Origin of the sequence: Catenulispora sp. EB89, assembly GCF_041261445.1 — a bacterium.
Lineage (GTDB): Bacteria > Actinomycetota > Actinomycetes > Streptomycetales > Catenulisporaceae > Catenulispora.
This window is the reverse complement of record NZ_JBGCCU010000004.1, coordinates 285,807-298,565: the sequence shown is the minus strand read 5'-3', so window position 1 is coordinate 298,565 and position 12,759 is coordinate 285,807. Positions and strand designations below refer to the sequence as shown.

General features: G+C 70.2%; 9 protein-coding genes. 6 read left to right on the top strand and 3 right to left on the bottom strand.

Annotated features, from left to right (window positions below; translation table 11 throughout):
- Positions 1-13 precede the first annotated feature (13 nt).
- The gene (locus ABH920_RS10980) at positions 14-1,357 is read right to left on the bottom strand and encodes an MFS transporter (protein ID WP_370348799.1); all 1,344 of its coding nucleotides are present in this window, start codon (positions 1,355-1,357) and stop codon (positions 14-16) included.
- A gap of 185 nt (positions 1,358-1,542) precedes the next feature.
- On the opposite strand from ABH920_RS10980, the gene panB reads away from it, so the two are divergent.
- The 4 genes from panB (at position 1,543) to ABH920_RS10960 (ending at position 6,051) form a co-directional block, all read left to right on the top strand.
- On the top strand, positions 1,543-2,451 hold the full coding sequence (panB, locus tag ABH920_RS10975) for a 3-methyl-2-oxobutanoate hydroxymethyltransferase (RefSeq protein ID WP_370348798.1): 909 nt from the start codon (positions 1,543-1,545) through the stop codon (positions 2,449-2,451).
- Between the two features lie 88 nt (positions 2,452-2,539).
- Complete coding sequence (locus tag ABH920_RS10970) at positions 2,540-3,163, top strand: hypothetical protein (RefSeq protein WP_370348797.1); 624 nt, start codon at positions 2,540-2,542, stop codon at positions 3,161-3,163.
- Between the two features lie 409 nt (positions 3,164-3,572).
- A complete protein-coding gene (locus ABH920_RS10965) occupies positions 3,573-5,186 on the top strand; it encodes an MFS transporter (protein ID WP_370348796.1) in 1,614 nt (537 codons plus the stop codon).
- A 172-nt stretch (positions 5,187-5,358) separates the two neighbouring features.
- Positions 5,359-6,051: a TetR/AcrR family transcriptional regulator gene (locus ABH920_RS10960; protein WP_370348795.1), complete on the top strand. Its 693-nt coding sequence runs from the start codon at positions 5,359-5,361 to the stop codon at positions 6,049-6,051.
- A 120-nt stretch (positions 6,052-6,171) separates the two neighbouring features.
- Here ABH920_RS10960 and ABH920_RS10955 read toward each other — a convergent pair whose 3' ends face one another.
- Positions 6,172-6,951 carry an SDR family oxidoreductase gene (locus ABH920_RS10955; protein ID WP_370348794.1) on the bottom strand — a complete coding sequence of 260 codons (780 nt, stop codon included), beginning with the start codon at positions 6,949-6,951 and terminating at the stop codon, positions 6,172-6,174.
- Positions 6,952-7,054: 103 nt separating this feature from the next.
- The gene (locus ABH920_RS10950) at positions 7,055-8,851 is read right to left on the bottom strand and encodes an NAD+ synthase (RefSeq protein ID WP_370348793.1); all 1,797 of its coding nucleotides are present in this window, start codon (positions 8,849-8,851) and stop codon (positions 7,055-7,057) included.
- A gap of 395 nt (positions 8,852-9,246) precedes the next feature.
- On the opposite strand from ABH920_RS10950, the gene ABH920_RS10945 reads away from it, so the two are divergent.
- Positions 9,247-10,725, top strand: a complete 1,479-nt coding sequence (locus tag ABH920_RS10945; protein WP_370348792.1) for a flavin-containing monooxygenase — start codon at positions 9,247-9,249, stop codon at positions 10,723-10,725.
- A gap of 34 nt (positions 10,726-10,759) precedes the next feature.
- Positions 10,760-12,097 (top strand): glutamine synthetase family protein, encoded by a 1,338-nt coding sequence (locus ABH920_RS10940; RefSeq protein WP_370348791.1) that lies wholly within the window; start codon positions 10,760-10,762, stop codon positions 12,095-12,097.
- The last annotated feature ends 662 nt before the right edge of the window (positions 12,098-12,759 follow it).

Below are 12,759 nucleotides of genomic sequence, written 5' to 3'. Positions count from 1 at the left end.
GTAAGGCCTTCGATCATAGGGAGGGCTCAGCGTGGGCCGCCAGCCTTTCGGCCCGGACCGCGACGGCGTGGGTGTCGGTGCGCGCGTCGTAGCGCCGGAACCCGGGCAGCCACGCCGCCAGCCCCACCACCGCCCCGACGCAGGCCACGCCGCCGAACCCGACCGAGAACACCGGGCCCCGCAACGCCGCCATCGACCCGGCCCGCACCTGCCCCAGGATCGGTCCGGTGGAGAACGACAGCATCTCGATCCCGGCCAGCCGGCCGCGCAGGGCGTCGGGGATGGTCTGGTTCCAGATCGACATCCGGAACACCCCGCTCACCGCGTCCGCCGCGCCGGCGGCGGCCAGGCAGGCCAGGACGATCCACACCTGCTGGGTCGCCGCGACCAGCGCGATCGCCACGCCCCACGCGCCGGCCGCCCAGATCACCGCCATGCCGTGCCGGTGGACGTGCTTCGTCCAGCCGCTGGTGAGCGAGACCAGCGCGGAGCCGACGGCGGGCGCGGCGTACAGCAGCCCCAGCGACCACGAGGCGTGCAGATGGTCGGCGAGGAACGGGAACAGCGCGGTCGGCATCGCGAACGCCATCGCCGCGATGTCCACGACGTAGGTCCCGATCAGCTCCTGGCGGCTGCGCGCGTAACGCCATCCGGCGGCTATCCCGCGCAGGCTGGCTTCCTCCGCGTCCTCGCCCTGGGGCGACGGTTTGAGCCGCAGGAGGAAGCCGACGGAGATCACGAACGTCGCGGCGTCGACCAGGTAGGAGACCGTCGGCCCGGTCGTGGCGACCAGCACGCCGCCCACCGCCGGCCCCGCGATCTGCGTGAACGATCCCAGCATCCACTGCAACGCCCCGGCGGGCACCACCAGGTCCGGCGGCACGATGCGCGGCACGATCGCCTCCTGCGAGGGCCGCTGCAGGCCGTTCGCCGCCGCGAACGCGGCCGTCAGCGCGTAGATCGGCCACAGCGCCGGATGCGGCAGCAGCGCGTTCACCAGGAGCAGCACCGCCAACAGCGCCGCGGCGGCCTCGGTCGCCACCACCATCTTGCGCCGGTCCATCGCGTCGGCCAGTGCCCCGCCCCACAGTCCGCACACCACCAGCGGCACCAGCTCGGTCGCACCGAGCAGGCCGACTGCGAGCGCGGATCCGGTGAGTTCCTTGATCTGGAAGGGGACCGCGACATACGTGAGGAACGAGCCGAAGCCCGAGATCACCGACGAGGCGGTGAGGAACCGGTAGTCGCGCGACACCCGCAGCGGCGTGAGGTCGACACTCAGCTCGCGCCACCGACGGCGTCGGGGCGTGCGGGCCTGTGGGGGCGCGTCGCCGGACGCCGCTGGATCTCCGGTCACGCGGCCGATTGTTCGGGCCGGTGCCCACGCTCTGCAAACGACTTTCCACGCGTGTGAGGGGAGTCACGCGTGGGTCGCGCGGGTGCTCGGGACCTCTTAACAAGGGATGCGCGGCGTGAGACGATCAGCCTCGTCCGGGTACGCCGTTTCGGCGCCTCGAGTCGTCTCTTCAAGGAGAAACCAGCATGACCGCTGAAAGCAGCGCCACGCAGGAATCCGCAGTATCGCCGACATCATCGGCCACATCCGCAGCCGCCCAGCCGAAGCTCTCGCTCTACGGCGGGACCGGCACGGGGCGCCGGGTCACCGTCCGGGACCTGGCCAAGGCCAAGCGCGAGGGCGAGAAGTGGGCCATGCTCACCGCCTACGACGCCCTCACGGCCGGGGTCTTCGACGAGGCCGGGATCCCGGTCCTGCTCGTCGGGGACTCGGCGGGCAACAACCACCTCGGCTACGAGAACACCGTGCCGGTGACCGTCGACCAGCTGGTCATGCTCTCCGGTGCGGTGGTGCGCGGCACCAAGCGCGCCATGGTGATCGGCGACCTGCCCTTCGGCTCCTACCAGTCCTCGCCCGCGCAGGCCCTGGAGACCGCGTCGCGGTTCATGAAGGAGTCCGGGGTCGGCGCGGTGAAGCTCGAAGGCGGCCGCCGGGTGCTGCCGCAGGTCGAAGCGCTGGTGCAGGCCGGCGTGCCGGTGATGGCGCACATCGGCCTGACCCCGCAGTCGGTGAACGTCCTGGGCGGCTACCGGATAGCGGGACGCGGCGACGAGGAGGCCGAGAAGCTGATCTCGGACGCCAAAGCGCTCCAGCACGCCGGCGCCTTCGCGATCGTGCTGGAGCTGGTCCCGGCCGAGCTGGCCGCGCGGGTCTCCGCCGAGATCGACATCCCCACCGTCGGCATCGGCGCCGGAGCCGGCACCGACGCGCAGGTCCTGGTCTGGACCGACATGGCGGGGCTGACGCCGGGCGGCGTGCCGAAGTTCGTCAAGCAGTACGCGGACATGCGGGCCCTGCTGGGCGACGCGGCACGGGCGTTCGCGAGTGACGTGGTGCACGGCGCGTACCCGGACGAGTCGCACTCGTACCACTGAGCCCTGATCCACCCTGGTCCACACTGGTCCACACTGAATATCCCGGTCCGGGTGTCCTGGCGGCGCCCGGACCGGCAGTATGAATGCCATGGATGCCGAGCAGACCACCTTCCTCCGCGAACTCGTCAGCGGCACCCCGTGGTTCGGCGAATGTCGCGGCTTCGCCCGCACCCTCATCCGCGCCCCGCGCAGCCCCGGCGGCCTGCTGCTCGTCGGCACCCCGGAGGAGGAGCCCTGGCACCTCGCCGCGCACCTGGACACCGAGGCCGGGCTGGCGAACCTGCCGCAGCTCGCGCCGACCCTGGTACGGCACCAGGTCCCCGACGGCGCGCCCCCGCACCTGGCGGTGCCGCTGGCCCGGCTGGAACAGGCCCGCAAGGGCGAGGCGGTGTTCATCGTGGCGCCCGACGACCCCGGCGCACCGCTGCTGGAGCGCGTCGACGACGCCCGCCGGCGCGGGGCGGCGATCCTGACCCTCGCAGAGGACGAAGAAACCTCGAGCGAACTGCTGACCATCTCGCACGACGCGCTCCTGGTGCCGGAGAACGGGATCGTGCCCGGCTTCGACGCCGCGCAGCACCTGCTCGCCTCGACGGCGGGGGAGGGCGACGGCCGCCGCGGCGGCCGGGGCGGTCCGCGACTCGGGTTCCGGGACCGGCTGACCGCGCTGATCGACCAGGTTTCCGGCGGGTCCGCGGACACGTATCGGTAGGGCGGCAGAGCAGTTCGCTAGCGCTGCTGCACGGCCGCCAGGCAAGCGTCGTACAGGTCCATCACGTCGCCGTCGCCGTCGTTGCCGACCCAGGTCATCGTCGCGGCGTCCAGGCAGGCGAAGGCGGTCGCGATCACCGCGCGGGCCGCCAGTTCCGTGGTACCCGTCCGCGCGGTGATGAGCGGCGTCAGATCGTCCTGGAATCGCAGCCGGCCTCCCGGGCGATCTGCGCGATGGACCCCGGCGGCGGCCTGGGCGTCCGCTCCGGCGCCTGACCAGCCCGCACGTGCCCCTCGGAATTCAATACGGAACGGTTGCGTTTCGATAAGCCCCGGCGTACAGTCGCCGCAGGAAATCGATACGGGTGCGTTCCGTATCTGATCCGCACCGATCGAGGGGATAGGGGAACATGGATCGGGAGACCCTGCAGAGGCGCCGGTGGGCGATCCTCGGTGTACTCATTTTCAGCTTGCTCGTGGTCGTGTTGGACAACACGATCCTCAACGTCGCCCTGAAGATCATCTCGCAGCCCAAGAACGATCCGCACCAGCCGGGTCTGGGGGCTTCGCAGTCGGATCTGGAATGGGCGATCAACTCCTACACGCTGGTCTTCGCCGGCCTGTTGTTCACCTTCGGGATCGTCGGCGACCGGTTCGGGCGCAAGAAGATCCTGATGGCCGGCATGGTCGGGTTCGGCATCTCCTCGGTGTTGTGCGCCTACGCCGGCAGCCCCGGGACGCTGATCATCACCCGGGCCGCCATGGGCTTCTTCGGCGCCGCGATCATGCCGGCCACGCTGGCCATCATCGCCAACGTCTTCGAGCCCAAGGAGCAGCCGAAGGCGATCGGCATCTGGGCCGGCGGCGTCGGCCTCGGGGTGGCCATCGGCCCGGTGCTCGGCGGCCTGCTGCTGGACCACTTCTGGTGGGGTTCGGTCTTCCTGATCAACGTGCCGATCATCGTGATCGCGCTGATCGCGATGACGATCCTGGTGCCGGACTCGAGGAACCCCAAGCCCGGCAGGCTGGACCCGCTCGGCGTGTTCCTGTCGATGGCCGGGATCGTGGTGTTCGTCTACGGCATCATCCGCGGCGCCGACGTCGGCTGGGGCAACCCGCAGATCTGGGGCTCGCTGGCCGCCGGGGTGCTGCTGTCCGCCGGGTTCGTGTACTGGGAGCTGCGCACCGACCACCCCGCTCTGGACGTGCGGCTGTTCCGCAGCTCGCGGCCGTTCTCCGCCTCGGTGATGCTGGTCGGCCTGTCCTTCTTCGCGATGATGGGCGTGCTGTTCTTCCTGTCCTTCTACCTGCAGTCGGTGCTGAACTACACCCCGCTGAAGGCCGGTCTGTTCCTGACGCCGTTCGCGCTGGCGCAGCTGATCTTCTCGCCGCTGTCGGCCCGCCTGGTGCAGCGCTTCGGGGCCCGCGCGGTGTCCACCTTCGGCATGGTGACCATCGGCGTCACGTTCCTGATGTACCAGTTCGTGAACCAGACCTCGGCGGCCTGGCTGCTGCTGCTGATCTTCTTCCTGCAGGGCATGGGCATGGCGAACGTGATGCCGCCGGCGACCACGACGATCATGACCTCGCTGCCCCGGGAGAAGGCCGGCGTCGGCTCCTCGGTGAGCAACACCGTGCGGCAGGTCGGCGGCGCGCTCGGCGTCGCGGTGCTGGGCACGCTGCTCACCACGGCGTACCGCAGCCGGATGGAGGGCCCGCTGAAGACCGTGATCCCGAACGCCTCGACGCTGCACGACATCGACGGCTCGATCCAGGCCACCAAGGGTGCCGGCGAGCACATCCCGGCGCTGGCCCGGTTCTACCCGCAGGCCGACGCGGCGTTCATCCACGCGATGCACATGACCGTGACGATCTCGGCCATCGTGGCCTTCCTCGCCGCGATCGTGTCGCTGACCTGGCTGCCGCGCAAGCAGGCCGGGGCCGCGGCCGGTCCGCAGCGGGGCCCGCAGTCCGGCACCGGCACCGACGCCGCGGCCGCGGCCGAAGCCGCCGGAGTGGCCTGAGCGGGACCGGAAACGCAGCACGGCAGGACATGACCCGGCCCGCCGCGACGCCCGATCATGGGCGTCCGGCGGTCGGCCGGCGGACCGGTCCGGACCGGTCCGGACCGAGCCGGATCGCCGTATCTCCCGTGTTGTCCCCATCGGCCCCGCATCGAGGAGATGATGGAACGCTATGACGATGATCCATGACGGCCCCCGCCCCGAAGAGCGCCATCCCGGGCACGTGGACGGCGCCTGCGGCGACCCGGCCTGCGCCGGCGTGCGGGACGGCCGCCGCCGGCCGGGCCGCCCGCGCAGCGAGGCCGCCGAGCGGGCCATTCTGGACGCGGTGCTGGGGCTGCTCAGCGAGGGCGTGCCGTACGGCTCGCTGTCCATGGAGCAGGTCGCGACCCGCGCCGGGGTCGGCAAGGCCACCGTCTACCGGCGCTGGCCGAACAAGGAGAGCCTGGTCGTCGACGCGATGGCCACGCTGTGGCAGGAGTGCCCGCCGCCGGACCTGAGCGACGACCGCTCCACCCGCGACCGGATCGTCGAGTACCTGGACACCATGGCCGAGATCATGCACGAGGACACGGCCGGGCTGGTGTACGCCTCGGTGATGGCCGCCGCCCAGCTGCATCCGGAGCTGGTGCAGATGTACCAGCAGGTGGCGATCGAGCCCCGGCGCGAGCTGCTTCGCATGATCCTGAGGCACGGCATCGCCGCCGGGGAGCTGCGCGCCGACCTGGACGTGGAGCTCGGGGTGCGGATGTTCGCCGGGCCGATCGTGCACGCGATGAAGTCCGAGCACCCGGGCTGGCCGGTGGACGACGCGTTCGTCAGGGCGCTGGTGGACACGCTGCTGGAAGGCATCGCCGCGCGCTGAGGCCGCGCTGACGGCGGGCTCTGAGAACGTGCACTGAGGGCGTGCGTTCAGGCCGTGCTCTGAGAAGACAGTGCCGACGGTGGGTGTCGTCGTACGCCGGGACGGTGCCTGCGGGCCCCGTCAGGCCCCGTACTCGCCCGCCAGGTACTCCGTCCACGTGCCCTTGCCCTGTCGGCTCTCAGGGCACGTGTGCGCCCCGGCCCGGAAGGCCCGCCCGGCCTGCCCCGGCACGCGCAGCGGCACCAGCAGCCGCCGCTTCCCGGTCGCGCGCAGATACGCTCGCGCGATGTCCCCGGAGTCCAGCAGCTCTGGCCCGCCCATGTCCTCGACACGCCCCAGCGGCTCGCCGCCGGCCAGGTCCGCCAGGCGCACGGCGGCCTCGGCGGCGTCCAGCGGCTGGAACGGCGCCGCCGGCACCGGGACGGCCGGGGACTTGGCCGCCAGCGTCAGGAACTTGTCGAGCAGCTGGAACCACTGCGTGGTGCGCTGGATCGTGTGCGGCAGGCCGCTCGCCTCGACCGCCTGCTCGACCTCGTGCTTGATCCGGTAGTAGCCGAACGGGATCCGGTCGACGCCGACGATCGAGATGTACACAAGGTGCGGCCGCCGCCCTCCGCGCTTGGCGGCCTCCACGAGCCGCCAGACCGCGTCGGTGTCGCCCTTGCCCTGCCCTCGGGTGTTGGAGGCGGCGTGCACGATCACGTCGATCCCGTCCACCGCCTCGTCCAGCCCGGCGCCGCCGGCCAGGTCCCCGACCGCCCACTCGAACGAGCCGGGGCCGCCGGGGCCGCTGCCGCCGCGCGTCCGCCGGCTCAGGGCGCGCACGTCCGCTCCGCGCCTGGTCAGGGTCGGGACGAGGGTCCGGCCCAGCGTGCCGCTCGCTCCGGTCACCAGGATCATGTCGGCCTCCTTGCCGTGTCCTCTACCCCGCCGGGGCGCGCTCAGCCCGCGAGCTTTGCTCGGCTCAGCAGTGCCGTCATCAGTCCCGTCATCAATCCCGTGATCAGTTCCGCAGCGACCGCTCCCGCCACGCGTTCGTGATCGGCAGCCGCCGGTCCCGCCCGAACGCCTTCGACGTGATCTTCGTCCCCGGCGGGTACTGCCGCCGCTTGTACTCGGCCAGGTCCACCAGCCGCAGCGTCTTGTCCACCAGCGCCTCGTCGAAGCCGGCCGCGACCAGCGCGTCGCGGCCCTGGTCCTGCTCGACGTACAGGTCCAGCATCCGGTCCAGCACCGGGTAGTCCGGCAGCGAGTCGGTGTCCAGCTGGCCCGGGCGCAGCTCGGCCGACGGCGGCTTCTCGATCGAGTTCTCCGGGATCGGCGGCACCTCGCCGCGCTCGGCCGCGGCCTTGTTGCGCCAGCGGGCCAGCTCCCAGACCCGCACCTTGAACAGGTCCTTCAGCGGCGCGTAGCCGCCGACCGCGTCGCCGTACAGCGTCGAGTAGCCGACCGCCAGCTCGCTCTTGTTGCCGTTGGCCAGCACCAGGTGGCCGTGCTGGTTGGACAGCGCCATCAGCGTGGTGCCGCGGACCCGGGCCTGCAGGTTCTCCTCGGCCAGGCCGGTCAGCGGGGTCACCGCCTCGCCGACAGTGGCCAGGAAGGCCTTGACCATCGGCTCGATCGGCACCGTGCCGAAGTGCACGCCGGTGCGCCGGGCCATCTCGGCGGCGTCGCCCTTGGAGTGCTCCGAGGAGTACTTCGAGGGCATCGCGTAGCAGTACACGTTCTCCGCGCCGATGGCGTCGCAGGCGATGGCCGTGCTCAGCGCCGAGTCGATGCCGCCGGACAGCGCGATCACCACCGAGCGGAAGCCGTTCTTGCGGACGTAGTCGCGCAGCCCCAGGACCAGCGCGCCCCAGATCTCGGCCTCGTCCGACAGTCGCTCGCTGACCGGGGCCGCGATCGGTTCGCGGGCCGGCGCCGGCTCGGCGGAGACCAGGACGTGGTCCACGGTCATCCCGTCGGCGACCGGGGCGGTCGGCGGCAGGCCCTCGGCGGTCGGCAGGTCCAGGTCGAAGGTCAGCATCTCCTCGGTGAACTGGCCGGCGCGGGCCACGATCGCGCCGCCGGAGTCCACCACCACCGAGTCGCCGTCGAAGACCAGCTCGTCCTGGCCGCCGACCTGGTTGACGTAGGCCAGCGCGCAGCCGGCCTCGGCGGCCCGGCGCCGGACCAGCTCCAGGCGCGCGTCGTCCTTGTTCAGCTCGTACGGCGAGGCGTTGATCGACAGCAGGAACCCGGCGCCGGCGTCGCGCGCGGCGCTGACCGGGCCGCCGTCCTGCCACAGGTCCTCGCAGATCACGATGGCCACGTCCACCCCGCGCACCCGCACCACCGGCAGGGTGTCGCCGGGCACGAAGTAGCGGAACTCGTCGAAGACGCCGTAGTTCGGCAGGTGGTGCTTGGTCGAGCGGGCGATCACCCGGCCCTGGTGGAGCACGGCCATCGCGTCCTGCGGGGAGCCGGCCGGGCGGCCGGTGCGGCGCTCGACCTGGTCGCTGCCGTCCAGGTAGCCGACGACCGCGACCACGTCGCCGTGCCCGGCCTCGGCCAGCCGGCCGGCCAGCGCGTTCAGCGCGGCCTGCGAGGCGGTGACGAACGAGGACCGCAGCGCCAGGTCGTCGACCTGGTAGCCGACCACGGCCATCTCGGGGAAGGCGACGATGTCGGCGCCGGCGGCGGCTGCCCGGCCGGTCCACTCCACGATCTTGTCGCAGTTGCCGGCGATGTCGCCGACGGAGGTGTTGAGCTGCGCCAGCGTGATGCGCAGCCGCGAGGTCGGGACGGAGCTGGTGGTCATGGGAACAGGCTACCCCGTTCTCGTCGAGGTGACGTTAAGGGGGGTGCACACGGGTTCCGGCGGGGACGCGCACAGGTTCCGCGGGGGTCGACCCGAACCCGGAAAAGGTCCGAGGCCTCACCGCACGGGGGGACGGTGAGGCCTCGGGATGGGAGACCCCATCGCACGGGGGGACGATGAGGTCTCGTTGCAGGATTATTCTCCGTTCAACAACGCTTGGCGAGGGGTTCCGGAGAGTTTTTCGGCAAAGATCTTCAGAGTTTCCTCGCGAATACCCGGTGTGACCGGATCCTGTCCGCTTCTGTCCGGATCTGTTCCGCTTTGCTGGCCGAGTATCGGAGTACGGCACGAGCCGCCATGTCGACGCGGCGTCGGTATGGCGGTCTACTCACTACATGACGACCGGGAGTAGGCATCAGGTTGCACATCGAGTGGCAATCATCGGTGCCGGGTTTTCCGGACTGTGTATGGCGATCCAGTTGAAGCGCGACGGCGTGCGGGATTTCGTCGTGTTCGAGAAGGGGTCGGACGTCGGCGGGGTCTGGCGGGACAACGTGTATCCGGGCTGCGGCTGCGACGTCCCGTCGCACCTGTACTCGTACTCGTTCGCGCGCTACTCCGGATGGACCCGTGCCTATCCCAAGCAGCGGGAGATCCTCGACTACCTGCGTGGCTGTGTGAGGCGTTGGAAACTCGGACCACATCTTCAGCTCGACACCGAGATCGTCTCCGCGCGGTGGGAGCCGCAGGAGGGTCTGTGGCGGCTCCGGGACGCCTCGGGGTCCGACTACACGGCCCGGGTCCTGGTGTGCGGCGTGGGCCAGCTCAACAGACCGCGGTACCCCTCTGTGCCGGGACGCGAGGGGTTCCAGGGGGCGGCGTTCCACTCGGCGCGGTGGGATCCGGCCTGGCCGCCGGAGGCGTTCGCCGGCCGGGACGTGGCCGTCATCGGGACCGGTCCGTCGGCCGTGCAGTTCGTCCCTGAGATCGCCTCCTATGCGCGCCGCCTCTATGTGTTCCAGCGGTCCCCTAACTGGGTGATCCCCAAGTACGACTACGCCTTCGGGGCGGCGGCGCGCTGGGCGTTCCGAAGGGTGCCGGGTCTGCGTTTGGCGATGCGCGGGTTCATGTACGCGGTCGTGGGAGAGGCTCTGCTGTACTCCGCTATAGCGGGGAGCTCTCTAGGGCGCTGCGTGCAGAGGTTCTCCACGCGCCATATGCACAAGCAGATCCCGGACGACGCTGAGCTGCGTTCTAAGCTCACGCCGGACTTCCCGATCGGCTGCAAACGGATCCTGATCTCGGACGACTGGTATCCGGCGCTCGCGCGGGACAACGTGGAGGTCGTCACTGAGGCGGTCACAGAGGTGACCTCTGGCGGGGTGCGTACCGCGGACGGCCGTGAGCGGGACGTATCGGTGCTCATCTACGGCACCGGGTTCCGGGCCACGGAGTTCCTGGCGCCGATCGACATCGTCGGGCGTGGCGGCGCGCGGCTCCACGACCGCTGGCGGGAAGGCGCCAGCGCGTACCTCGGCATGGCGGTGCCGGAGTTCCCGAACATGTTCCTGCTCTACGGACCGACCACGAACCTCGGCCACAACTCGGTGGTCTACATGATCGAGTCGCAGGTCCGGTACATCATGCGGTGGCTGCGGGCGACCCGCGGCGGGCACGTCGAGGTGGCCGAGGAGGCGCTGGCGGAGTACGACGCGACCATGCGGAGGCTGCTGGCGCGCACGGCCTGGGAGGGCGGCTGCACGTCCTGGTACAAGACCGCGGACGGCCGCGTCACCACCAACTGGCCGCTGCGCTCCTTCCGTTATCGCATGGCCACGAACCGTCCTCGCGCGCGGGACTTCTTAGCGCCGTAATCACATGGAAACTCACCTCGTTCATACTGTGCTCATGGAACGTCAGCAGGAGTTCGTACTCCGCACCCTCGAAGAGCGGGACATCCGCTTCGTGCGCCTATGGTTCACCGACGTCCTGGGCTTCCTGAAATCTGTGGCGATCGCCCCGGCGGAGCTTGAACAGGCGTTCAGCGAGGGCATCGGATTCGACGGCTCGTCCATCGAGGGCTTCGCCCGGGTGGCGGAGTCGGACATGCTGGCCAAGCCCGATCCCGCGACGTTCCAGATCCTGCCCTGGCGCGCGGAGTCCCCGGGCACGGCGCGCATGTTCTGCGACATCCTGATGCCGGACGGCGCGCCCAGCTACGCCGACCCCCGCTGGGTCCTCAAGCGCACACTGGCCAAGGCCGCCGAGCGCGGGTTCACCTTCTACACGCACCCCGAGATCGAGTTCTACCTGTTCGAGGGCCAGCCCAAGCCGGGCAAGGCCCCGGAGCCGGTGGACCACTCCGGGTACTTCGACCTCACCCCGCACGGCATCGGCCACGACTTCCGCCGCCAGGCCATCACCCACCTGGAGTCGATGGGCATCTCGGTGGAGTTCAGCCACCACGAGGGCGGCCCGGGCCAGCAGGAGATCGACCTCCGCTACGCCGACGCGCTGAGCACGGCGGACAACATCATGACCTTCCGCCACGTGATGAAGGAGGTGGCGCTGGAACAGAACGTCTACGCCTCCTTCATGCCCAAACCCCTGGCCGAGCACCCCGGCAGCGGCATGCACACCCACCTGTCGCTGTTCGAAGGCGACCGCAACGCCTTCCACGAACCCGGCGCGGAGTACAGCCTGTCCAAAACCGGCCGCAGCTTCATCGCCGGCCTCCTGCACCACGCCAGCGAGTTCACCGCCGTCACCAACCAGTTCGTGAACAGCTACAAGCGCCTCTTCAGCGGCGGCGAGGCCCCCAGCTACATCAGCTGGGGCCACAACAACCGCTCCGCCCTGGTCCGCGTCCCGATGTACAAGCCCTCCAAGTCCCAGTCCAGCCGCGTCGAGGTCCGCTCCCTGGACTCGGCCTGCAACCCCTACCTGGCCTTCGCGGTAATGCTCGCCGCCGGCCTCAAGGGCGTCGAGGAGGGCTACGAACTCCCCGCAGGCGCCGAGGACAACATCTGGACCCTCACCGACGGCGAACGACGCGCGCTGGGCATCGAAACGCTGCCCTCGTCACTGTCCGAGGCCATCTCCCGCATGGAGGAGAGCGAGCTGGTCGCCGAGACGCTCGGCGAGCACGTCTTCGACTTCTTCCTGCGGAACAAGCGCGCCGAGTGGCTGGACTACCGGCACCAGGTGACGCCGTTCGAGCTGAACCGGTATCTGCCGGTGCTGTAGTCGCAGGTCAGCGCGTTGCGGAGGCGAAAGAGGAGGCCCGTGCCGACGAAGCTGATCGTCGGTCCGGCCCGTTCTCATCACTGGCGGGCGGTCTGTAGGACGCATATACGAGGCTGGATGCCATCGATCCTGATGCCTAGCCCATAACCGTCATTTGAGCGGAAACGTTGCGCTGTACCTTCTTCGGCGTGAGTCCGCACTGTTCGGTGTGAGTCAGCATTTTCTGGTGTGCGGGACCGAAGGTGGGATACTGATTGATGCACCGTGACGGGATGGATTTGGTCCCGCCGCTGTGGATTTCGTAACCCGCATGGGGCGCCGTCGCATTGGGCGCTAACTGTGCATCGGACAAGGATGCGAACCCGAGCAGTGGTCACGGCGACGGCCTGAACCCGGAGGCACGGGGGTGATGGCCGCAGTGGCGGTCGCCTCCCGGCAGATCGGCTTCCGTCATCCAGGGCACCACACAGTCGGCCGTGACATCCAAGACGGGAGGCTGCGCGCGAGACGCCGGGTGCTTGCGCGTGCGACCGTATGGGCTTCACTCTGTCCCATTTGTTCACCGCAGGCGGTTACGTCGGCGGGGTATATGCCACCGCGATCGCTGTCACGGTCCTGGTGGGCTGCCTGGCCGACGCGTCTCGCCGTGCCGATGCCCGCCG